Origin of the sequence: Mesorhizobium sp. B263B2A (genome assembly GCF_020165775.1) — a bacterium.
GTDB classification, from domain to species: Bacteria; Pseudomonadota; Alphaproteobacteria; order Rhizobiales; family Rhizobiaceae; genus Mesorhizobium; species Mesorhizobium opportunistum.
In genome coordinates this window covers 1-19,962 of record NZ_JAIUIU010000016.1, presented here as the reverse complement: position 1 = coordinate 19,962, position 19,962 = coordinate 1, and the positions used below count along the sequence as shown (strand labels likewise).

The window sequence follows — 19,962 nt, the reverse complement described above, 5'->3', positions numbered from 1 at the left end:
TGGTTTCTCCATTTATGTAGTGATTGATACATAAATATCTGGCAGCCTTGTCCAACCGCGTCAACAGATTTATGTATCGATCAACACAGAAAGAGCGACATGTCGGAAAGAGGCCGCCCTCGCACCTTCGATCGAACCGCAGCGCTGCGGCGGGCGATGGAGCTGTTTTGGGTCAAGGGCTACGAGGGTACTTCGATTGCCGAACTGACCACGGCGATGGGAATCAACTCACCCAGCCTCTATGCCGCCTTCGGCAGCAAGGAAGCACTGTTCCTCGAAGCGACCGAATATTACACGCAAGCCGAAGGCACCGAGATCTGGGCCGCCTTGGAAAAGGCGCCGACGGCATGCCAGGCGATCGAGAACTTCCTGCGGCAGACGGCAAAAGCCTATTCGCAAACCGATCGTCCGCAAGGCTGCCTGATCACGCTCGGTGCGCTGCATCAGGATTCGACCAGCAGCGCCATCTGCGCCGATTTGCGACGCCGCCGCGCTGAGAACCAGGCGGCCCTGCAAGAGCGGCTCGAGCGTGGAGTCGCCGATGGCGAATTGCCGGCGGGGTTCGACTGTCGCGCCGCCGCGATTTTTTTCGCAACGGTGCAGCACGGCATGTCGATCCAGGCACGCGATGGTGCTTCGTGCGCCGCGCTGATGGCGACGGTCGCCGGGGCGATGGCCGCCTGGCGGACGATGGCCGGCGCCGACAAGACGTGACAAACGCCAGCCATTGTGCTGGAAATCCAAACAGCAGCCAGATGCGCGATCGGGAGGAAAGCCTGTGAAGAAGGGTTATCGCGAACTGCTGGATGAGGCGAATGCCGAGATCGAAGTGGTTTCGCCGGAGGAAGCCGCCGGACTGCTCGAGGACGAAGGCACCATCTTCGTCGACCTGCGCGATCCGCGCGAGATCGAACGCGACGGCAGGATTCCCGGCGCCAAGCATGTCACCCGTGGCATGCTGGAATTCTGGATCGATCCCGAAAGCCCCTACCACAAGCCGTTCTTTGCCTCGGAAAAGAGCTTCGTCTTCTTCTGTGCCGGCGGCTGGCGTTCGGCGCTGGCCACCAAGACGGCGCAGGACATGGGACTTTCGCCGGTCAAGCACATCCTTGGCGGCTACACCGCCTGGAAGGCGGCCGGTTTGCCGGTCGAGCCCGGCGAGAAGAAGAAATAATCTCGACGTCGCTCAATGCAGCAGCGACGGCTCGCGGGCCACGAAGGCGACGGCGCGTTCGACCACGCCCTTGTCGGCGAGAATGCGCCGGTGGCCGAGCCCGTCGGCCCAATGCAGCCGCACGTGATCCCCGGCACCGGCATAGCGCCTGGCATGATCGGCCGGCACCTCGCGGTCGTCAGGTGCGTGGATGACAAGCGTCGGCACCGGCGCCTGGGCGAGCTGCCGGTCGCCGGTGAATTCGTGCAGCGGCCGGCCGGAAAGGTGTTGGACACGGTCCGCCATCGCGACCTGTGAGCGCGGCCCGACATTGAGCATGCGGCTGAAGTCGGCGAAGATCGCCGGCAGCGAGCTTGGCGCCGCGATCAGCACCAGACGTCCGGCCGCCAGTGGCGGGATGTTCTTGACCGAACCGGCGATGGCGTTGGCCGCGACGGCGCCGCCAAAGGAATGGCCGATAGCTGCCGCGAACGGACCGAACCATTCGCCGGCAACGCGCACCGCTTCAACGGCGTTGACCATGTTCAGGTGCCTGCCCTGCGACTGGCCATGCCCCGGCAGGTCAAGCGAAACGACCCTGTAGCCGGCCGCGCGATAGCCTTCGATCAAGGCGCGCATATATTCAGTGCGCGAACGCCAACCATGAACGACAAGCACCGTGCCGGCGGCCGCCTTGCCCGGCTCCGGCCGGAATTCGTGCACCATGACGCAGCCGGTCGCGGTCTTCAGCCGATGATGGCGCGCTTCGGTCATGAACTCGGCGGCGCGGCCGATGGCGCGGCGCTCGCCGTCGGTCAGCGCCTTGGCGCTCGGCGTGCGGCAGAACAGTTCGAACGCCGCGCGCCCGGTGATGCGTGGCGCGATATGTTCGGCCGCACCAAACACACCTCGGATGACCTTCAGCCCGAATGATGCCATAGTGAGAATCCATCCATACGTTCAAGCATGAACATAATAGTTCAAAGATGAACAATAGACAAGAGCTACCCTGGGACAACCCGCGTTTTCGCAACTGGGTCGCGGTGGCGCGCGCCTGCCATGTGCTGGAGCGCACGCTGGCGGTGAAACTCGCACCGCTCGATCTCAAGCCGGCGCAGCTCGACGTGCTGATGAACCTCTACCGCCACCCCGGCATGTCGCAGCACGACCTTGCCCGCAAGCTGCTCGTCGGCCGCTCCAACATCACCATGCTGCTGCCGCAGCTGGAGGCACGCGGCCTGCTGCGCCGCGAGAGCGACGAGAAGGACAGGCGCATCCTACGGCTCGCTCTGACCGAAGCCGGCGAGGCACTGCTGATGCAGGCGCTGAAAGTGCACATGGCGCTGATCGAGAAGGCGATGAGCCAGTCGACACCGGAACAGTGCGACATGATCGGCGAGCAGATGCGCAAGATTTACGAGGTGCTGAAGGAAGCTTAGTACCCAAGGTATGCCGAGATTCAGGTCAGCCTCACCTGAATATCGGTGCTCCGGCTACCACATCGTCTTCTTCGCCCGTTCCGGCCATTCCTTGTCGTAGGTCTCGCCGTCGATGTTCTTGCGGCTGGTGATTTCCAGGATCTGTCCGGGCGTCGGCAGCGACTTCGGATCGACATGCCTGGCCGGGTTCCACAGTTCCGATCGCACGATGGCGCGGGCGCACTGGAAATAGACCGAATCGACATCGATGACGGTCACCGAGCGTGCCGCCTTGCCCTCGATCGTGAACGACGTGCAAAGCGCAGGGTCCGTGGTGATATGGGCCCGGCCGTTGATGCGCAGCGTCGTACCGGAACCCGGCACCAGGAACAGCAGCCCGACACGCGGATCCCTGATGATGTTCTTCAGCGAATCGGCGCGGTTGTTGCCACGCCGGTCCGGCATCATCACCGTTCGCGGATCGACGATCCTGACGAAGCCGGCGAGATCGCCGCGTGGCGAGCAGTCGAGCCCCTCCGGCCCGCTGGTCGCCAGGGCGACGAAGGGCGAGGCCTCGATGAAGGCGGTATATTCAGGGATGAGATGGTCGAGCTCCTTGACCAGCGAGGCCTCGCCCGGAATTCCATAGAGCGCCTCGAGCTGCTCGACCGTGGTGATGATGGACATCGTTTCGTCTCCGAACCTTTGCCGGCGCTACTCCAGATATGTGACGTCCTGACGACGCCGGCATGCCGGGGAATCAGCGATCCCGGCTCAAGCCCTTCTCCGCCAATTCCGCGAGATAGGCATTCCAGCGTTCGTCCTTCTCGTGTCCGAGCGTGTGCAGGTAGTTCCAGGTGAAGATACCGGTGTCGTGGAAATCGTCGAAGGTGATGCGCACGGCATAATTGCCGATCGGCTCGATCTTCAGGATCGCCACATTGCGCTTGCCGGGAACCGTCACCCGCTGTTCGGGCGAATGGCCCTGCACCTCCGCCGAAGGCGACGCCACGCGCAAGAGCTCGGCCGGCAGCTCGAAAGGCTGGTGACCGGGAAACGTCACGGTGAGCTGCTTGCGGTCCTTGGAGACCCTGAGTTCTTTTGGCGCGGTCATTCTGTTCGATCCGGTGTCATCCACCCTTCCCTACGCTGCTTCGCCAGGGCGGAAAAGGCCGTTTGAGATGAGCCGACATGCAATGTCGGCCTCGAGATGTTACCAAGGATCAACACCTTCTATCTTGAATGGCTAGCCGCTTCGTATCACATAGCGGTATATAACGATGCCACTCACGGCTACGGGAAGCGCTTGAGGCATGGACATGATCGACCCCTTCGGTCGCACGATCAGCTATCTCAGAGTGTCGGTCACCGACCGCTGCGATTTCCGTTGCACCTATTGCATGGCCGAGGACATGGCCTTCCTGCCCAAGAAGGACCTGCTGTCGCTGGAAGAACTCGACCGGCTCTGCACCGTCTTCATCGAAAAAGGTGTCAGACGGCTGCGCCTCACCGGCGGTGAACCGCTGGTGCGCAAGAACATCATGCATCTGGTGCGCCAGCTGTCGAGGCATCTCGAAAGCGGCGCCCTGGAAGAATTGACGCTGACGACCAACGGCTCGCAGCTTGCGCGCTTCGCCGCCGAACTCGCCGATTGCGGCGTCAAGCGCATCAATGTTTCGCTCGATACGCTCGACGCCGACAAGTTCCACAAGATCACCCGCTGGGGCCATCTCGACAAGGTCATGGCCGGCATAGAGGCCGCGCAGGCGGCCGGACTGAAGGTCAAGCTCAACGCGGTGGCGCTGAAGGATTTCAACGACGCCGAACTGCCCGAGATGATGCGCTGGGCGCATGGCCGCGGCATGGACCTGACGGTCATCGAAACCATGCCTATGGGCGAGATCGACGCCGACCGCACAGACCAGTACCTGCCGCTGTCGCTGCTGCGGGCCTCGCTGGAGCGCCAGTTCACGCTGACCGACATCCCCTTCAAGACCGGCGGCCCGGCGCGTTACGTTCATGTCGCCGAGACGGGTGGAAAACTCGGCTTCATCACACCGATGACGCACAATTTCTGCGAGAGCTGCAATCGCGTCCGGCTGACCTGCACCGGCACGCTCTATATGTGCCTCGGCCAGGAAGATGCCGCCGATCTGCGCGCGCCCTTGCGTGCGTCCGAAGGCAATGAGTTGCTCGCCGACGCTATCGACGAAGCCATCGGCCGCAAGCCCAAAGGTCATGATTTCATCATCGACCGCCGAACCAGCCGCCCATCGGTGTCCCGGCATATGAGCGTCACCGGCGGCTGACCTTCCCACCGATTTGTGCAAGGATTGCCTCGTGGCCATCGGACTACGGGCAAGGCATGCGGCGGTTCTTTTCGATCGTGACGTCTTTCGCGACGATTTCGGCAAGCGCCGCGATCGCCGCGCCTTTCACCTATATGAACGAGCGTTTCGGCACGGTCTGCACCTTCCCGGATGAGATCTTCAACGATCGCCAGCCTGAGCCGGACAATGGCGACGGACAGGTATGGCTGAGCGCGGACGGCGCCAGCCTGACCTGCTCCGGCATCGCCAACATCGACGACGAAACCCCGAAAGGGTTTCTCGCCGAAGAGAAGGCGAGCAAGGAGCCAGGCTACAAGATCACCTACAGCAAGACCGGCAAGGACTGGGCGGTGTTGTCGGGGCTCAAGGACGACAAGATCTTCTACGAGCGGCGTTTGTTCGGAAGGGACAGCGTCATCCGCACGGTGTGGATCGATTACCCGCCGGCTGTGAGATCGAAATACGACCCGCTGGTCGGTGCGATCACCGGCAGTCTCAAAGGGCCATGAGCATTCTCCAGCACATCCCAGAAAAAGTCTGATCCGCAAACGGTTGTCGGATTTACCGCCAGCGCGTTCCGGCCTAGCTTTCCCCGCGGCGGAATCGTCGCTCACAGGGGGTACATCATGCGCAAACTCATTCTTTCTCTCGCATTGCTCGGCCTTGCGGCCGTGCCCGCGGCAGCCCAGTCGATCGGCGGCACCTACACCGTTGCCGGCACCAATTTCGACGGATCGCCCTATGGCGGCGAGGCCACCATCACGCTGACCAGCGGAACCACCTGCACGATCCATTGGGAGACGGGCGGCTCTTCTTCCGACGGCATCTGCATGCGCAACGACAATGCCTTTTCGGCCGGCTATGTCATGGACAAGGATATCGGCCTCGTCGTCTACAAGGTTCAGGATGATGGCTCGCTGCATGGCCTGTGGACGATCGCCGGCAAGGAAGGCAACGGCACCGAGATCCTGACGCCGAAGAAATAGCCACCTCGGCGGCACGGCTTGTCGGGATGCGAATTCGCTTTCCGGCAAGATACGCCACGAATCCGGGCATGATTTCCCATCAGGACGATGGACGACCCGGCCCTGGTACAGCCCTTTGCCGTTGCTGTTTCGCGGCGGGCTGTTACAGGCTTGCTTGCCAAAGCAAACGGTAGATGTCTTGCCTCTTTCTCCAAATCTTCGCGGCGCGTTGTTCATGATAGTGGCGATGGTTGGCTTCACGCTCAACGACGCCATCACCAAATACTCGTCGCAATCGATGAACATGGCGCAGGTCATGCTGATCAGGGGAGCGTTCGCCTCGCTCTTCGTCGGCCTGCTGGCCTGGCAGCGTGGCGCGCTTTTCCAGCCGCGCCTGATGCTGCAGCCTTTGGTGGCAATCCGCGTCCTAGCCGAAGCCGGCGCTACAGTGTCATTCCTCGTGGCGCTGGCCCATCTGCCGATCGGCAGTGTCTCGGCCGTTCTGCAGGCGCTGCCGCTGGCGGTGACGATGGGTGCGGCGCTGTTTTTCGGCGAAGCGGTTGGCTGGCGGCGCTGGCTGGCGATAGCCGCCGGTTTCGCCGGCGTTATGATCATCGTGCGACCGGGCTTTGACGGTTTCAGCCTGTATTCCCTTTGGGCGCTGGCCAGCGTTGCCTGCTGCACCGTGCGCGATCTCGCCACCAGGCGCATCCCTCGGGCCATCCCGACCATGCTCGTCTCGACCGCCACCGCCCTTGCGATGACCGTCGTCGGAGCGGCGTTGCTGGCGCCGATGGGCGGCTGGACGCCGATGACCGGCAAAAGCACGGCGCTGCTGGCGCTGGCGGCGGTGCTGGTGCTCGTCGGCTATCAGTTCATCATCATGGCGATGCGCTCGGGCGAAATCTCCTTCGTCGCGCCTTTCCGCTACACCGCGCTCCTCTGGTCCATACTGCTCGGCTTGATCGTCTTCGGCGATTTTCCGGACGCGCCGATGATCGTCGGCGCAACAATAGTCGTCGGCTCGGGTCTCTATACGCTCTATCGCGAACGGGTGGTCGGCCGGCGAAGGATCGTCGCCGAAAGCACCGGGCCGGCCATGGCGCCAGATGGTATCTAGGAAGATGGGATCTAGCCAGACGGGATCTGGAAAGAGGGGGTCCAGGAAGTTGCTTGCGATTTCCGGCGGCAGGCCTACAGGCTGAGCGTCATGAAACGAGACGTCGCAGGGATCATCCTGGCTGGTGGCCAGTCGAGACGAATGGGCGGTGGCGACAAGAGCCTGTTGCCGCTCGGCGGCGGCTGCGTGCTCGACCAGGTGCTGTCGCGCTTCGGCCCGCAGATCAAGACCCTGGCGCTGAGCGCCAATGGCGATCCGGCACGCTTTTCCCGTTTCGGTTTACCCGTGCTTGCAGACACGGTCCCGGGCTTTGCCGGTCCGTTGGCCGGCGTCCTGACCGGCCTCGAATGGGCCGTTGCCGGCACGCACTGCAAGGCGATCGTCACCGCGGCCGGCGATACGCCTTTCCTGCCGCTTGACCTCGTCGACCGCCTGGCGGCGGCGGCAGGCGAGCATCCAGGGTCAATTGCCGTCGCCTCTTCGGCCGGCCGATGGCACCCGACCTTCGCGCTGTGGCCGGTCGGATGCCGTGATGCGCTGCGGCACTTTCTGGTCGATGAGGACAACCGGCGGGTTTCGACCTTCATCGAGCGACATGGCCATGTCGAGGTGGAATTCCCGGTCCTGCAATCCGCCGGGCTCGACCCTTTCTTCAACATCAACGTGCCCGACGATCTTGCCCAGGCCGCGCGCCTGTTGCACAGCATGACGCCATGAACATCTTCGGCATCACCGGCTGGAAGAACTCCGGCAAGACCACACTGACCGAAAAGCTGGTTGCCGAGCTCGTGCGGCGCGGCTGGAAGGTCTCGACGGTCAAACATGCCCATCATGATTTCGACATCGACAAGCCGGGCACCGACAGCTTCCGCCATCGGCAGGCCGGCGCCACCGAGGTTGCGATCGTGTCCGGCAATCGCTGGGCGCTGATGCACGAGCTGCGTGGCGAGGATGAACCGCCGCTGGACGGCATCCTCTCGCGGCTCGCCCCGTGCGACATCGTGCTGGTCGAAGGCTACAAGCGCGAATCCCACCGCAAGATCGAAACCAGGCGGCTGGAAGCAAAGGACCAGACGCCGCTTTCGGCGGACGATCCCAATATTGTCGCTGTCGCCGCGGATTTCGCCATCGCGGACAAGAGCCTGCCGGCATTCGACCTCGATGACGTAAAATCGATAGCCGACTTCATCGAGCGCACGACCGGCCTCATTGCTTGAGAACTAACGTAACGGCAGAACGCCATTGCCGATTTTGGTGGTTTTGCAGTTGCTTTTTTCTTGGAAAGAGTGGGAGTATCGCCGTCAGCGGGCGGTCAAAAGCACCGCCCCACAGAGCCGTTTCGGAACGACGGCCGGGACCGTAAAGAGAGGACTATCATGCGTATTGCACTGCGTATCGCGCTCGCCGCATCGGCCGCGCTGCTGACGCTCGGCGTAGCCCAGGCCCAGGAGAAAACCCTGAGGATCGGCACCGAGGGCGCCTACCCCCCGTTCAACAACCTGACGTCTGACGGCAAGCTCGTCGGCTTCGACATCGACATCGCCCAGGCGCTTTGCGACCAGATGAAGGTCAAGTGCACCTTCGTCGCCCAGGATTGGGACGGCATCATCCCGGCGCTTCAGGCTGGCAAGTTCGATGCCATCGTCGCCTCGATGTCGATCACGCCGGAGCGGAAGGAAAAGGTCGACTTCTCGCACAAATACTACAACACACCCTCGGCGCTCGCCGTGCCGAAAGACTCGACGCTGAAGGGTGTGACCAAGGAAGATCTCGCCGGCAAGACCATCGGTGTCGCCACCACGACCACCCATTTCAATTATGCCTCGAAGACCTACACCGACAGCACCGTGAAGGGCTATCCGAGCAGCCCCGAAGAGCAGGCAGATCTTGCCAATGGTCGTCTCGACGCCATCGAGGACGACATCGTCGTGCTGCAGCAATGGCTGGATTCGCCTGATGGCGCCTGCTGCAAGATCCTCGGCCAGCCGTCGCCGCAACCCGTCGATATCTTCGGACCGGGCGCAGGCATTGCGGTGCGCAAGGGCGAGACTGACCTGGTCAACAAGCTCAATGAAGCCATCGACGCCATCCGCGCCAATGGAAAATACAAGGAAATCAACGACAAGTACTTCAAGTTCGACGTCTACGGCGCCGAGTCCTGATAGACAGGTTCAAGACGGCGGGGAATTCCCCGCCGTCTTTCTATTCATCTTGGGAACGCCGTGGGGATAAGATCCGTCGATGCCAGCCCAGAGCATATGGACACTTCTCAGTTGGGGACCTGATGGCTGGAGTGATGATATTGCGTATGGCATCGTAGTAACGGTTCTGCTCGCACTGGCGACGCTGCCCATTGGCTTGACGATTGGCTTTTTCATCGCGCTGGGCAAGCAATCCGAAGAGCCCTCACTGCGCCTCGCTGCCAATATCTACACCACGGTCTTCCGTGGCCTGCCGGAACTGGTGACGCTCTTCCTGTTCTTCTTCGGCGTGCCGATCCTGCTGCAGCACCTCATCCGCTATTTCCGCCCCGAAGCGACGATCGACGTCAACAGCTTCGTCGCCGGGATGATCGTGCTCTCGCTGATCTTCTCATCCTACGCCAGCGAGGTTTTCCTTTCGGCCTTTCGTGCCATCCCGAAGGGCCAATATGAGGGTGGCTACGCCATCGGTCTTTCCTACGGGCAGACAATGCGCAAGGTGATCTTGCCGCAACTGCTGCGCATCGCCTTCCCCGGTCTCGAAAATTGCTGGCTCAGCCTGTTGAAGGACACCTCGCTGGTGTCGGTCGTCGGTCTGGCCGAGACGTTGCGCAACGCCGGTGTGGCCGCTCGCGTGACAAAACATTCGTTCCTGTTTTATGGCGTGGCGGCCTTGGTCTTTCTCGGTCTGGCCATCGTGTCGTCTTTCGCCACCAGCGCCATCTTGCGCTCGCTCGGCAAACGGGAGGCGCAACGATGAGTGCCACGGCCACGATGGTTGAACGGCCGCCGCCGCAGGTGCGCGGCTGGCCACGCAAGCGTATCGTCGGCTATGCGCTGGTTGGACTGTGGATAGCCTTTGGCCTTGGCATCGTCAGCTACCTCTTCTTTGCCTGGAACGCCGCCTTCTTCGCCAAATATGCGCCGGCCTATCTGCGGGGGCTGGGCGTCACCCTGTCGCTGGTGGCCATTTCGATGGTGCTTGGCGCTGTTTTGTCCGTGCCTGTTGCCTATGGGCGTATGTCCAGGAACCGGATCCTGTCCGGCCTTGCCTATTGCTACGTCTACTTTTTCCGGGGCACGCCGCTGCTGGTCCAGACATTCCTGGTCTATTATGGGCTGGGCTCGTTCCGGCCGGAGCTCCAGATGATCGGGCTCTGGGATTTTTTCAAGGATGCTTTCAACTGTGGCGTCTTTGCCTTTTCGCTCAACACCGCCGCCTACCAGGCGGAAATCCTGCGCGGCGCCATCGAGAGCGTGCCGAGGGGCCAGTGGGAAGGAGCTGCTTCGCTTGGCCTGCACAAATTGCAGACGCTGCGCAAGATCGTCCTGCCGCAAGCGCTGATCGTCGCCTTGCGGCCTTACGGCAATGAGCTGATCCTGATGGTCAAGGCGTCGGCGATCGTCGCCATCATCACTGTCTACGACCTGATGGGCAATGCAAAACTCGCCTTCGCCAACTCCTTCGACATCCAGGCCTATATCTGGGTTGCCCTGGTGTATCTTGTCATGGTGGAGTTGTTGCGCCATGGCATCGAATGGATCGAGCGACGGATCACCATCCACCTGAAACGCTGATCATTTTCGATTCGGCTGTACCAGTCGATCGGACCATGCGCGTCTTGACGAATTGAGCGCAGAGCCTAGAGCTTTCGCAACAATTCCATTTTCAGTCTGAAGGGCAAGCTCATGGCATCTGTGGCATTTCTCGGTCTTGGCGTCATGGGCTATCCCATGGCCGGGCACCTGAAGAACAAGGTCGGCCACGACGTCACCGTCTATAACCGCACCCGCACGAGAGCCGAACAGTGGGTCACTCAACATGGCGGCAGCCTTGCCGCGACGCCGGCGCAGGCCGCCGAGGGCAAGGATTTCGTCTTTTCCTGCGTCGGCAATGACGACGATCTGCGCTCGGTGACGATAGGTCCCGAAGGCGCGTTCAAGGCAATGAAGAAAGGTTCTGTCTTCATCGACAACACCACGGCCTCGGCGGAAGTCGCGCGCGAACTGGCGGAAGCCGCGCGGTCGAGCGGGTTTTCCTTCCTGGACGCGCCCGTCTCTGGTGGCCAGGCCGGCGCCGAGAACGGCGTCCTGACAGTCATGGTCGGCGGCGACCAGGCTGCTTTCGACAGCGCCAGGCCGATCATCGACGCCTATGCCCGCATGGTTGGACTGATGGGACCGGTGGGCGCCGGCCAGCTCACCAAGATGATCAACCAGATCACCATTGCCGGCCTCGTGCAGGGTTTGGCCGAAGGCATCCATTTCGGCAAGAAGGCCGGGCTCGACATCGAGAAGGTGATCGAGGTGATCTCCAAGGGCGCCGCCGGTTCGTGGCAGATGGAAAACCGGCACAAGACGATGAACGCCGGAAAATATGATTTCGGTTTCGCCGTCGACTGGATGCGCAAGGATCTCGGCATCTGCCTGGCGGAGGCCGATCGCAATGGCGCCAGGCTGCCGGTGACCGCGCTTGTCGACCAGTTCTACAAGGACGTGCAGGCGATGGGTGGCAAGCGTTGGGACACGTCCTCGCTGCTGGCGCGGCTGGAGAAGTAGGCGACGATGTCCCTGCCCGTTCCAGGTTGGACCGCGCAGGACATCGTCACGCATCTGCGCTCGATCGGCACCAAGGAGAACCGCGCCGGCATGGCCCGGTTCGGCATCAACACCGCCACCGCGCTCGGCGTCGGCAACACGGATTTGCGGCCCCTGGCGCGCAAGCTGAAGCGCAACCACGAGCGGTCCCTGGCGCTGTGGAACAGCGGCATTCGCGAAGCGCGGCTGATGGCGGCGTTCACCGGCGAGCCGAAGAGGATCACCATCGAAGATTGCCGCCGCTGGGCCGGCGACTTCGATTCCTGGGAGATCGTCGACACTGTCTCCGACCTGTTCGTCGATACGCCGTTCTGGCGCGAGCTGATCGAGGAGTTCGCCGTCGACGAGCGTGAATTCGTGCGCCGCACAGCCTTTGCCATGCTCGCATGGGCAGCCGTGCATTTGAAGAAGGAGCCGGACGCGACGTTCCTGTCCTACCTGCCTTTGATCGAAGCCCATGCCGGCGATGAGCGCAACTTCGTCAGGAAGGCGGTCAACTGGGCGTTGCGGCAAATCGGCAAGCGCTCGACGGACTTGCATGCCCCTGCCCTTGTCCTGGCGCGGAAACTTGCGGCCGCCACGGACAAGACCGCGCGCTGGATCGGCAAGGACGCCGCGAAGGAACTATCCGATGCCAAGACACTCGAACGCCTCGCCGTCAGAAAAGTTTGACATCGCCAATATCCGTTTCACCGAGGTGACGCGGGCAACGCGCGGCGGCTTCGAGACCTTGTTCGAACAGCCCGGCGCGCCGAAATATTGCTGGTGCATGGCATGGCGGTACTCCGGCCGCGAACATATCCAGAGCGACGAGAAGAAACGCCTGATGACGGCGCTCATCCATACCGGCACACCAGTCGGCATCCTCGCCGAGATAGACGGCAAGGCGGTCGGCTGGTGTTCCGTTGCGCCGCGCGAAACCTACCGCAGGCTTTCAAATCGGCAAGATGACAGCGAGACCGGCGTGTGGTCGATCGTCTGCTTTTATGTGCCAAGGGCGCTGCGCGGCGGTGGCCTTGCCTCCGCATTGCTCGACGCAGCCATTGACCATGCCTTCGCCAAGGGGGCGCGCATCATCGAGGCCTATCCGGTGGAGGATGCGTCGCCGAGTTATCGTTTTATGGGCTTTCGCGATCTATTTGCGGTTCGCGGCTTCCACGAGATCGGCATGGCTGGTTCTCGCCGACATGTGATGCGGTTGGAGCGTTGACGTCATCGGCGGCGGCGTCTTTACTCGCCCGCAAAGGAAGCGGCCGATGAGCAATCTTCTCAAGTCGATCGTAGCGCTCGCGGCCGCACTGTTTGCATCCGCGGCCACTTCCGCCTCGGCCGAAACCTCACATATATTCTGGAAGGATCTCCGCCCGGCGACCCAGGCGGTTGCCGAAGACGCAGGGTTGCCGATGATCGCGGCAAAGCTGCCCGATCACGGCGAGACGCTGTCGCTCGATCTAAGGGACAAGACCATAGAATTGGCCGGCTATGCATTGCCGGTCGATCGCGACGGCGACCTCGTCTATCAGTTTCTGCTGGTGCCGTGGACGGGTGCGTGCAGCCACATGCCGACGCCACCGCCCAACCAGATCGTGCTGGTCACACCAGCCCGTCCATACAAGATCTCGCAAGCCTACCAGCCGGTGGCCGTCACCGGCGCCCTGAGGCCGGACATGGAGAAGAGCCAGCTGTTCATTCTCGACGGCGTCAGCGTCATTCAGTCCGGATATAGCGTGCGCAAGGCGGAGGTGGTCGGCGTCGACACCGTACCGGACACCATCACCTTGCCGGTGAATTCGCCCTGGAGTTTCCTCAACAAAAAGAAGAACTGAGGAGCAACCTTGTCTCAGGCCGCGTTGGCACCCGATTCCTTGTCCAGCATCATGTAGTCGAGCGGGATTTCGGTGGTGTACTTGATCTGCTCCATGGCGAAGGACGACGACACGTCACGGATCTCGATCTTGGCGATCAGCCGCTTGTAGAAGGCGTCATAGGCGGCAATGTCGGGCACCACGACGCGCAAGAGATAATCGACGTCACCGCTCATGCGGTAGAACTCGACCACCTCGGGAAATTCCTGGATGACCTCGGAAAACCGCCGCAGCCATTCGTGGCTGTGCGAATTGGTGCGGATCGACACGAAGACGGTGACCCGCACATTGACCTTCTCATGATCGAGAATGGCGACGCGCCGCTTGATGACGCCCTCTTCCTCGAGCTTCTGGATCCGGCGCCAGCAAGGTGTGGTCGACAGACCGACTTTCTTGGCGACATCGGCGACCGCGAGCGTCGCGTCCTCCTGCAGGAGGCGGAGAATTTTTCTGTCAAGGCGGTCCATTGAAGCGCTCCTGGGGAATAGATTGGCTATACTCCCTCTTATTTCGGCCTTTCACAAGAAAGAAATTCTGCCGAACGGCGTAAAAGCGAGTGATTTCTTGCTGAATGCCTAGCCAAGGCGATAGCGGATTTCCGACCGCAGGAAAGGCAGCAAATCCATTTCAAACCACGGATTCTGCTTCAACCAGCCGGTATTGCGCCAGGACGGATGCGGCAGCGGCAAGACTTTCGCACCAACGGAATTCTCCCAGATGGCGCGCCAGTCCCTCACCGTTTCCGTCAGCGAGGGGCGGCGCGCGGCGCCCATGTGCCAGGATTGCGCATAGATGCCGATCGTCAGCACCAGGTCTATCCGCGGCATCAGGGCCATCAAGGGCGCGCGCCAGGCAGGCGCGCATTCGCGCCTCGGCGGCAGGTCGCCGCCCTTGGCGTCCTGTCCCGGAAAGCAGAAGCCCATCGGCACGATGGCGAATTTCTCCGTGTCGTAGAATTCGTCGCTGGTCACGCCGAGCCAGTTGCGCAGGCGGTCGCCCGAGGCATCGGTGAACGGCATGCCTGACAGGTGCACCTTGGTTCCCGGCGCCTGGCTGGCGATGAGGATGCGGGCGCTGGACGATGGCCGCAGCACCGGTCGCGGCTCATGCGGCAGCGGTTTGCCGATGGGATTTTCGACGCAGATGCGGCAGGCGCGGACTGCTGCCGCGAAGCTGTCGAGTTCCACGCTCAAGCAGCCGCACTCGGCCGGCTGGAGATCGTTTGATGCCAACGCAGCACATTGGTGCATTCCTCCGGCACCTTGATGCGTGCCGGTTTCATGAAGTCGACGGCGATCAGGCCGGTGATATCGGCAATCGAATAATCGTCGCCGGCGGCGAATTCCCGGTTCGCCAACTCGCCGTCGAGAAGTTTGAGAAATTCGACGGCCTTCGGCTTGTTGGCCTCGCCCCATTCGGGGATCTGCGGGATTTCCCAGTCCTTCATGGCCGGATGGATGTGGCGAAAAGCCTGCGTGACGCTGCTGAGCAGGTTGAACTCCATCCGCCTCTGCCACATCTCGACCTGCGCCTTGCCGAGCGCACCGCGTCCGAACAGGGCCGGCTCCGGATGCAACTCCTCGAAATAGCGGCAGATGGCAACGGATTCGGTGATGACGGTGCCGTCATCGAGTTCCAGCACCGGCAGCCTTTGCAAGGGGTTGCGTGAACGTACCGCCTGGCCCTTGTGCTCCAGCGCGCCCATGTCGATGGACACCAGCGGCACCGCGATCCCCTTCTCGGCAAGGAAAACACGAACCCGCCGCGGGTTGGGCGCCCGGCCACCGTCGAAGAGCTTCATTCGATCCTCCTTTTCCTCCAGGCAGATGCGCTTCACCAGAAGCGAAAAATCTCCCGAGCGGCGTCGCCGATCGACGCCAGCGTACCGTGTTTTCGTTCGACGACCTCGCCGTGATGGCTGTCGCGCCAGTCCTGCGGCTGATCGAACGTGCCCGCCCAGATACCAGATTTCGCCGCGCGGGCAGTTGCTTCCTCGCTTTCGAAGCCGCCATAGGCGACGGCCCAGCCGGCCTCGACCTGGGCGCGGTTGAGGTCGGTGCCCCCGGCCTTGCAGTCGCCAAGCAACCGGCCATAGCGGTCACGCTGCCAGCCGCTGCAGGTGACGGGCCTGCCGGCGATCAGGCGCACCAGCGACTGGCGCGCAAGCGTGCCACAGGGATAATCGGCGCCGTTCCTGCGGCAGGTCTGGGTGTATTCAGGGGCGTCGATGCCGCGCATGCGGATGCGTTCGGTGCCGAGCGTGATGGAATCGCCGTCATTGACGATGGCCGTGCCTTGCGTCTTGCGCGTCTCGACCCGGTCGAGGCGCGCCGCGAGCAAGATCAGCAGTCCCAGGATGATGGCAGCCAGGCCGTAGTCCAGCAGCTTGCGCCACAAGCTTCTCGGGCGCGGCGCCGCGTATCGCCGGCGCGGTCTTGGCGACCAGGAACGACTCATATGGCAAACGGTTGGTTAATCATTCGAACGTAGCTTAACACCTTGAAATCGCTGCGCGCATAAATTGAAGTTTCCATGCCTTTGCAACGCTCGAACACAGCGGACAAGTTCATTGTGGACCGCAGGAAACCCCATCGCAACAGCGATGTGGCACGCGCGGTGCGCAAGACGCGCGACCGTCTTTCGCAGCAGGCCGGCAATCTCGATTTCGACCGCGAACTCCTGAAACTGCACGCCCGCGCGATGACAAGCGGCGCCGTGGTCATCCCGCTGCTCGTTCTGGCGATCGCCGCGGCCGGCCGGCTCGCCGGCGTCGGCAATGAGATTGGGCTTTGGGCGCTATTCACGCTCACCTGCTACACGATCGTCGTCTTCATGGCGCGTCGGATCGAGCGCACGGAAGCTTCCGAGCTCAACCCATTGCAAGCGCGCAGGGAATTCCTGGTCGGCCATTTCCTTTGCGGTCTCGGCTGGGCATGGTTCGTCTGGCTGGGCTGCGGCGCCTGCGCGGTCGACCAGTTGCATGTGGTCAAGGCGGTGGTTCTGTTGTTTGCCATGGCGGGGACGGCTATCATGGCCTCGTCCCTTCGCGGGGCACTGTTGGCGACCTTTGCCGTTCCGGTGGCGCTTTATGCCTATGCCGGCGCCAAGCTGTGGATGCCGCTCGAGGCGATCATGGCCGGACTGCTGGTCTTGTCGTTGCCTTTCTTCGCCTATGTCGCCCGTCACCTCAACGATTCATCCCTCATGATGTTGTCGTTCCGCTCGGAAAAGGACGCGCTGATCGCCGAACTGGAGACAGCGAAATCGATGTCGGACGAGGCGCGGCGGCGGGCCGAGGATGCCAATTTGGCAAAATCGCGTTTCCTCGCTTCGATGAGCCACGAATTGCGCACGCCGCTCAACGCCATTCTCGGCTTTTCCGAGGTGATGGCGAACGAGGTGCTGGGGCCGATGAGCAATCCGACCTATCGCGACTACGCGCATGACGTGCATGATTCCGGCCAGCATCTGCTCGACCTGATCAACGAGATCCTCGACCTCTCGCGCATCGAAGCCGGCCGCTACCAGCTCAATGAAGAGCCGGTGATGTTGCTCAACATCGTCGAGGATTGCTGCCACATGATGGAGCTGAAGGCACGCAACAAGGATATTCGCGTGATCCAGGATTTCGAACAGACATTGCCGCGCCTGTTCGCCGATGAGCGCGCCTTGCGCCAGATCACACTCAATCTTCTGTCCAACGCCATCAAGTTCACCGCCACCGGCGGCGAGATCCGCGTGCGCGTCGGCTGGACGGCGGGCGGTGGACAATACATTTCGATCAAGGACAATGGCCCGGGCATCCCCGAAGACGAGATCCCGGTGGTGCTCTCGGCTTTCGGCCAGGGCTCTATCGCCATCAAGAGCGCCGAACAAGGCACGGGGCTTGGCCTGCCGATCGTGCAAGGCCTGCTCGCCATGCATGGCGGCGAGTTCGAACTTCATTCCAAGCTGCGCGAAGGCACCGAGGCGATCGCCATCTTCCCGCTGAGCCGGGTGATGGAAGAACTGCCGGCTTTGCCGACCGCGGCGGTGGCGGCACGGCGGCGATAGCGGATTTCATCGAAGCGCGGAGCGTCTAGCCTCGAACAGCGGCTGCCATGCCCGAGCTGGTCAGTGCCGCCGCCTTGACCAGGCCTGCGCCAAGCGCTGCCCCTGCCCCTTCGCCGTGGCTTATGCCCCAGTCGAGCAGCGGTCGAAGGCCGAGCCGTTCGGCGGCCTGTGCGTGGCCCGGCTCCGGCGACAGGCTGGCAAGAAGACAATGGTCTATTGCCGAAGGGTTCGCGGCATGCAGCACCGCCGCGGCGGCCGTCGCGGCAAAGCCGTCGAGCAGCACGGGGATATTCTGCATCCGCGCGGCGAGGATGGCGCCGGCCATCGCCGCGAACTCGCGGCCGCCGACCCGGCGCAGCACCTCCAACGGGTCATCGAGATGGCCGGCGTGAAAGGCCAGCGCCGCATCGACGACGTCCGCCTTGCGGGCCTGCATCGCCGCATCGGCGCCGGACCCCGGGCCGATCCAGTCGGCACCCCTGCCCCCGAACAGCGAGGCGAGCAAGGCCGCGGCGACGGTCGAATTGCCGACGCCCAGATCGCCGAGGCAAAGCAGGTCGGTGCCTCCGGCAATCGCTTCCATGCCGAAGGCCATGGTGGCCGCGCAGCCGCGCTCGTCGAGCGCGGCGTCCACGGTGATGTCGCCGGTCGCGATGTGCAGGGCAAGATCGAACACTTTCAGCCCAAGGTCGTTAGCAATGCAGATCTGGTTGATCGCGGCGCCGCCAGCCGCGCAAAGCTCGACCGCGTTGGCGGTAGCCGCCACCGGACGCGGCGAAATGCCGTGCCTGACAACCCCATGATTGCCGGCAAAGACCGCCATCAGCGGCCTTGTCACGGCGGGCGGAGTCCGGCCGCTCCAGGCCGCAAGCCACGCGGCGACGTCCTCTATACGGCCAAGCGAATTCCCCGGTTTGTCGGCTTTGGCGAACAGCGTGCGTACGCGTGCCTGGGCTGTCATGTCGGCTGCCGGCAGGTTGGCGAGCAGGTGGCGAAAATCGTCGAAAGGCAGTGCGCTGGTCATGTCGGGAGCAATCGTTCCTGGAGGTGGTGAGCGGCATAGCTGCCTTGCGTGATCGGCACAACCTCTCGATCGTCCTTCTTGCCCGGTCGCCCTTCTTGCCCGATCGTCCTTCTTGCCCGATCGTCCTTCTTGCCCGATCGTCCTTCTTGCTTGATTGCCGCAAAGACGGCGGCGGAGGGCGCGATCGCGAGGGCTTGCATTGGCTTTGCCGTTGCACCATGTGGAGATGGAACGAGGGATTCCGAGCGGAAACCTCAAGAGAAAGTCATGACGGCCATCGAATCCCCGTGCATCCTCGTCTGCTCGATCGACATGAAGACCGGCTTCTGCTTCGGCTGCGGCCGCACGCGCGAGGAAATCGGTGCCTGGATGGGGATGACGCCGGAAACGCGCCGCAGCGTGATGGCCGAACTGCCGGCCCGGCTGGAAACGGTCGAGCGCCGGCCGCGCCGGGAAACGCGCCGCACCCGCATGGCGCGCGAACGCGACGCACTCTAAGCAGTTGATCGTTTCACGGAAACGGCGAACTGCTCTAACTCTTTGGTTTAACGAGGCATGGATGGGCCGGCTGTTCTGGATTCTGATGGCCGTGATCGGCATGGGGGCAGTCCTGCTCATGCTCAACGATTCCGCCGGCAGCACGCTCGGCGTCGACAATGACGATTTCGGCCGGCTGATCTGGCTTGGCGCCTTCGGTGCCCTTATCGGTGCCGGCCTGCTGCGGTCGGGCCGCCCGTTGGGCGACATGGCCCGCAATCTTGGCGCCTGGGCGGCAATCGTGCTCGCGCTGATCGCCGGCTATCAGTATCGCTACGAACTGCAGGACGTTGCCAGCCGGGTGACCGCGGGCCTTGTTCCCGGCAGTCCGCTGGCGCTCGGCGTCGAAGACGGCCACGCCACCGTGACCCTCGACAAGGCTGACAATGGCCACTTCGAAGCGCGCATCCTGATCAACGGCAACCCGGTCCGCGCCGTGGTCGACACCGGCGCGACCAGCACCGTGCTGACATCGCAGGACGCGCAAGCCGCAGGTTTCAATCCGGCGGTGCTCAACTACACGATACCGGTTTCGACCGCCAACGGCATGGCGCGCGCCGCTGCCGTCAAGACCAACGAGGTGGCGATCGGCGGGATCGTGCGCAAGGACATGTCGGTGATGGTGGCGGCACCCGGCATGCTCAGCCAGAGCCTGCTCGGCATGAACTTCATCGGCTCGCTGTCGGGCTTCGACGTGC

At 62.7% G+C, this 19,962-nt stretch carries 27 protein-coding genes; 19 read left to right on the top strand and 8 right to left on the bottom strand.

Annotated features, from left to right (window positions below):
• Positions 1-99 precede the first annotated feature (99 nt).
• Positions 100-714: a TetR/AcrR family transcriptional regulator gene (locus LB568_RS22690; protein ID WP_224731277.1), complete on the top strand. Its 615-nt coding sequence runs from the start codon at positions 100-102 to the stop codon at positions 712-714.
• Positions 715-778: 64 nt separating this feature from the next.
• Positions 779-1,174, top strand: coding sequence for a rhodanese-like domain-containing protein (locus tag LB568_RS22685; protein ID WP_224731276.1), 396 nt, complete (start codon positions 779-781; stop codon positions 1,172-1,174).
• Positions 1,175-1,186: 12 nt separating this feature from the next.
• On the opposite strand, the gene LB568_RS22680 is transcribed toward LB568_RS22685, so the two are convergent.
• Complete coding sequence (locus LB568_RS22680) at positions 1,187-2,092, bottom strand: alpha/beta hydrolase (protein ID WP_140569752.1); 906 nt, start codon at positions 2,090-2,092, stop codon at positions 1,187-1,189.
• A 47-nt stretch (positions 2,093-2,139) separates the two neighbouring features.
• Between LB568_RS22680 and LB568_RS22675 the strand changes: the two genes are divergently transcribed.
• Positions 2,140-2,592, top strand: coding sequence for a MarR family winged helix-turn-helix transcriptional regulator (locus LB568_RS22675; RefSeq protein WP_224731275.1), 453 nt, complete (start codon positions 2,140-2,142; stop codon positions 2,590-2,592).
• Positions 2,593-2,646: 54 nt separating this feature from the next.
• On the opposite strand, the gene LB568_RS22670 is transcribed toward LB568_RS22675, so the two are convergent.
• Together LB568_RS22670 and LB568_RS22665 are read right to left on the bottom strand one after the other, a co-directional pair.
• Positions 2,647-3,258: a pyridoxamine 5'-phosphate oxidase family protein gene (locus LB568_RS22670; protein ID WP_224731274.1), complete on the bottom strand. Its 612-nt coding sequence runs from the start codon at positions 3,256-3,258 to the stop codon at positions 2,647-2,649.
• Positions 3,259-3,331: 73 nt separating this feature from the next.
• A complete protein-coding gene (locus LB568_RS22665; protein ID WP_023777322.1) occupies positions 3,332-3,685 on the bottom strand; it encodes a gamma-butyrobetaine hydroxylase-like domain-containing protein in 354 nt (117 codons plus the stop codon).
• A 199-nt stretch (positions 3,686-3,884) separates the two neighbouring features.
• Between LB568_RS22665 and moaA the strand changes: the two genes are divergently transcribed.
• The 13 genes from moaA to LB568_RS22600 all read left to right on the top strand — a co-directional run bounded on the left by moaA (position 3,885) and on the right by LB568_RS22600 (position 13,611).
• Positions 3,885-4,880: a GTP 3',8-cyclase MoaA gene (gene moaA / locus LB568_RS22660; protein ID WP_224731273.1), complete on the top strand. Its 996-nt coding sequence runs from the start codon at positions 3,885-3,887 to the stop codon at positions 4,878-4,880.
• A 56-nt stretch (positions 4,881-4,936) separates the two neighbouring features.
• Complete coding sequence (locus LB568_RS22655) at positions 4,937-5,410, top strand: hypothetical protein (protein WP_224731272.1); 474 nt, start codon at positions 4,937-4,939, stop codon at positions 5,408-5,410.
• A 117-nt stretch (positions 5,411-5,527) separates the two neighbouring features.
• Positions 5,528-5,887, top strand: a complete 360-nt coding sequence (locus LB568_RS22650) for a hypothetical protein (protein WP_013895561.1) — start codon at positions 5,528-5,530, stop codon at positions 5,885-5,887.
• 178 nt (positions 5,888-6,065) lie between these two features.
• Positions 6,066-6,986 (top strand): DMT family transporter, encoded by a 921-nt coding sequence (locus LB568_RS22645; protein ID WP_224731271.1) that lies wholly within the window; start codon positions 6,066-6,068, stop codon positions 6,984-6,986.
• Between the two features lie 90 nt (positions 6,987-7,076).
• Positions 7,077-7,703: a molybdenum cofactor guanylyltransferase MobA gene (gene mobA / locus LB568_RS22640; protein WP_224731270.1), complete on the top strand. Its 627-nt coding sequence runs from the start codon at positions 7,077-7,079 to the stop codon at positions 7,701-7,703.
• Positions 7,700-8,203, top strand: coding sequence for a molybdopterin-guanine dinucleotide biosynthesis protein B (gene mobB / locus LB568_RS22635; protein ID WP_224731269.1), 504 nt, complete (start codon positions 7,700-7,702; stop codon positions 8,201-8,203). Before mobA ends, mobB begins: the two co-directional genes overlap by 4 nt.
• 159 nt (positions 8,204-8,362) lie before the next feature.
• Positions 8,363-9,148: an ABC transporter substrate-binding protein gene (locus tag LB568_RS22630; protein ID WP_013895557.1), complete on the top strand. Its 786-nt coding sequence runs from the start codon at positions 8,363-8,365 to the stop codon at positions 9,146-9,148.
• Between the two features lie 79 nt (positions 9,149-9,227).
• Positions 9,228-9,947, top strand: a complete 720-nt coding sequence (locus LB568_RS22625; RefSeq protein ID WP_023767677.1) for an ABC transporter permease — start codon at positions 9,228-9,230, stop codon at positions 9,945-9,947.
• On the top strand, positions 9,944-10,765 hold the full coding sequence (locus LB568_RS22620) for an ABC transporter permease (protein WP_023777328.1): 822 nt from the start codon (positions 9,944-9,946) through the stop codon (positions 10,763-10,765). The genes LB568_RS22625 and LB568_RS22620 overlap by 4 nt, the downstream gene beginning before the upstream one ends.
• A 111-nt stretch (positions 10,766-10,876) precedes the next feature.
• Positions 10,877-11,746: an NAD(P)-dependent oxidoreductase gene (locus LB568_RS22615; RefSeq protein ID WP_224731268.1), complete on the top strand. Its 870-nt coding sequence runs from the start codon at positions 10,877-10,879 to the stop codon at positions 11,744-11,746.
• A gap of 6 nt (positions 11,747-11,752) precedes the next feature.
• A complete protein-coding gene (locus LB568_RS22610; protein ID WP_224731267.1) occupies positions 11,753-12,457 on the top strand; it encodes a DNA alkylation repair protein in 705 nt (234 codons plus the stop codon).
• Positions 12,417-12,995 (top strand): GNAT family N-acetyltransferase, encoded by a 579-nt coding sequence (locus LB568_RS22605; RefSeq protein WP_224731266.1) that lies wholly within the window; start codon positions 12,417-12,419, stop codon positions 12,993-12,995. Before LB568_RS22610 ends, LB568_RS22605 begins: the two co-directional genes overlap by 41 nt.
• A 46-nt stretch (positions 12,996-13,041) precedes the next feature.
• Positions 13,042-13,611: a DUF3299 domain-containing protein gene (locus tag LB568_RS22600; RefSeq protein ID WP_140569734.1), complete on the top strand. Its 570-nt coding sequence runs from the start codon at positions 13,042-13,044 to the stop codon at positions 13,609-13,611.
• 14 nt (positions 13,612-13,625) lie between these two features.
• Here the strand turns inward: LB568_RS22600 and LB568_RS22595 are convergent, their stop codons facing one another.
• The 4 genes from LB568_RS22595 to LB568_RS22580 form a co-directional block, all read right to left on the bottom strand.
• Positions 13,626-14,117 carry an Lrp/AsnC family transcriptional regulator gene (locus tag LB568_RS22595; RefSeq protein WP_027169345.1) on the bottom strand — a complete coding sequence of 164 codons (492 nt, stop codon included), beginning with the start codon at positions 14,115-14,117 and terminating at the stop codon, positions 13,626-13,628.
• Positions 14,118-14,225: 108 nt separating this feature from the next.
• The gene (locus LB568_RS22590; RefSeq protein WP_041164224.1) at positions 14,226-14,900 is read right to left on the bottom strand and encodes a uracil-DNA glycosylase family protein; all 675 of its coding nucleotides are present in this window, start codon (positions 14,898-14,900) and stop codon (positions 14,226-14,228) included.
• Positions 14,840-15,451: a glutathione S-transferase gene (locus tag LB568_RS22585; protein WP_140569731.1), complete on the bottom strand. Its 612-nt coding sequence runs from the start codon at positions 15,449-15,451 to the stop codon at positions 14,840-14,842. The genes LB568_RS22590 and LB568_RS22585 overlap by 61 nt, the downstream gene beginning before the upstream one ends.
• 32 nt (positions 15,452-15,483) lie before the next feature.
• Positions 15,484-16,107: a thermonuclease family protein gene (locus LB568_RS22580; RefSeq protein ID WP_013895548.1), complete on the bottom strand. Its 624-nt coding sequence runs from the start codon at positions 16,105-16,107 to the stop codon at positions 15,484-15,486.
• A 75-nt stretch (positions 16,108-16,182) separates the two neighbouring features.
• Between LB568_RS22580 and LB568_RS22575 the strand changes: the two genes are divergently transcribed.
• Positions 16,183-17,703: a sensor histidine kinase gene (locus LB568_RS22575; protein ID WP_013895547.1), complete on the top strand. Its 1,521-nt coding sequence runs from the start codon at positions 16,183-16,185 to the stop codon at positions 17,701-17,703.
• A 25-nt stretch (positions 17,704-17,728) separates the two neighbouring features.
• Here the strand turns inward: LB568_RS22575 and LB568_RS22570 are convergent, their stop codons facing one another.
• Positions 17,729-18,727 (bottom strand): nicotinate-nucleotide--dimethylbenzimidazole phosphoribosyltransferase, encoded by a 999-nt coding sequence (locus LB568_RS22570; protein WP_224731265.1) that lies wholly within the window; start codon positions 18,725-18,727, stop codon positions 17,729-17,731.
• A gap of 267 nt (positions 18,728-18,994) precedes the next feature.
• Between LB568_RS22570 and LB568_RS22565 the strand changes: the two genes are divergently transcribed.
• Positions 18,995-19,225, top strand: a complete 231-nt coding sequence (locus tag LB568_RS22565; protein WP_013895544.1) for a DUF1289 domain-containing protein — start codon at positions 18,995-18,997, stop codon at positions 19,223-19,225.
• Positions 19,226-19,286: 61 nt separating this feature from the next.
• On the top strand, positions 19,287-19,962 hold a 676-nt coding region (locus LB568_RS22560; protein WP_224731264.1), incomplete at its 3' end, for a TIGR02281 family clan AA aspartic protease.

Bases quoted from the DNA above. Each gene is read 5' to 3' on its own strand.
- LB568_RS22690 (WP_224731277.1), top strand. From the start codon at position 100: ATGTCGGAAAGAGGCCGCCCTCGCACCTTCGATCGAACCGCAGCGCTG.
- LB568_RS22680 (WP_140569752.1), bottom strand. From the start codon at position 2,092: ATGGCATCATTCGGGCTGAAGGTCATCCGAGGTGTGTTTGGTGCGGCC.
- LB568_RS22675 (WP_224731275.1), top strand. From the start codon at position 2,140: ATGAACAATAGACAAGAGCTACCCTGGGACAACCCGCGTTTTCGCAAC.
- LB568_RS22670 (WP_224731274.1), bottom strand. From the start codon at position 3,258: ATGTCCATCATCACCACGGTCGAGCAGCTCGAGGCGCTCTATGGAATT.
- LB568_RS22665 (WP_023777322.1), bottom strand. From the start codon at position 3,685: ATGACCGCGCCAAAAGAACTCAGGGTCTCCAAGGACCGCAAGCAGCTC.
- moaA (WP_224731273.1), top strand. From the start codon at position 3,885: ATGGACATGATCGACCCCTTCGGTCGCACGATCAGCTATCTCAGAGTG.
- LB568_RS22655 (WP_224731272.1), top strand. From the start codon at position 4,937: ATGCGGCGGTTCTTTTCGATCGTGACGTCTTTCGCGACGATTTCGGCA.
- LB568_RS22650 (WP_013895561.1), top strand. From the start codon at position 5,528: ATGCGCAAACTCATTCTTTCTCTCGCATTGCTCGGCCTTGCGGCCGTG.
- mobA (WP_224731270.1), top strand. From the start codon at position 7,077: ATGAAACGAGACGTCGCAGGGATCATCCTGGCTGGTGGCCAGTCGAGA.
- mobB (WP_224731269.1), top strand. From the start codon at position 7,700: ATGAACATCTTCGGCATCACCGGCTGGAAGAACTCCGGCAAGACCACA.
- LB568_RS22630 (WP_013895557.1), top strand. From the start codon at position 8,363: ATGCGTATTGCACTGCGTATCGCGCTCGCCGCATCGGCCGCGCTGCTG.
- LB568_RS22625 (WP_023767677.1), top strand. From the start codon at position 9,228: ATGCCAGCCCAGAGCATATGGACACTTCTCAGTTGGGGACCTGATGGC.
- LB568_RS22620 (WP_023777328.1), top strand. From the start codon at position 9,944: ATGAGTGCCACGGCCACGATGGTTGAACGGCCGCCGCCGCAGGTGCGC.
- LB568_RS22615 (WP_224731268.1), top strand. From the start codon at position 10,877: ATGGCATCTGTGGCATTTCTCGGTCTTGGCGTCATGGGCTATCCCATG.
- LB568_RS22610 (WP_224731267.1), top strand. From the start codon at position 11,753: ATGTCCCTGCCCGTTCCAGGTTGGACCGCGCAGGACATCGTCACGCAT.
- LB568_RS22605 (WP_224731266.1), top strand. From the start codon at position 12,417: ATGCCAAGACACTCGAACGCCTCGCCGTCAGAAAAGTTTGACATCGCC.
- LB568_RS22600 (WP_140569734.1), top strand. From the start codon at position 13,042: ATGAGCAATCTTCTCAAGTCGATCGTAGCGCTCGCGGCCGCACTGTTT.
- LB568_RS22595 (WP_027169345.1), bottom strand. From the start codon at position 14,117: ATGGACCGCCTTGACAGAAAAATTCTCCGCCTCCTGCAGGAGGACGCG.
- LB568_RS22590 (WP_041164224.1), bottom strand. From the start codon at position 14,900: ATGCACCAATGTGCTGCGTTGGCATCAAACGATCTCCAGCCGGCCGAG.
- LB568_RS22585 (WP_140569731.1), bottom strand. From the start codon at position 15,451: ATGAAGCTCTTCGACGGTGGCCGGGCGCCCAACCCGCGGCGGGTTCGT.
- LB568_RS22580 (WP_013895548.1), bottom strand. From the start codon at position 16,107: ATGAGTCGTTCCTGGTCGCCAAGACCGCGCCGGCGATACGCGGCGCCG.
- LB568_RS22575 (WP_013895547.1), top strand. From the start codon at position 16,183: ATGCCTTTGCAACGCTCGAACACAGCGGACAAGTTCATTGTGGACCGC.
- LB568_RS22570 (WP_224731265.1), bottom strand. From the start codon at position 18,727: ATGACCAGCGCACTGCCTTTCGACGATTTTCGCCACCTGCTCGCCAAC.
- LB568_RS22565 (WP_013895544.1), top strand. From the start codon at position 18,995: ATGACGGCCATCGAATCCCCGTGCATCCTCGTCTGCTCGATCGACATG.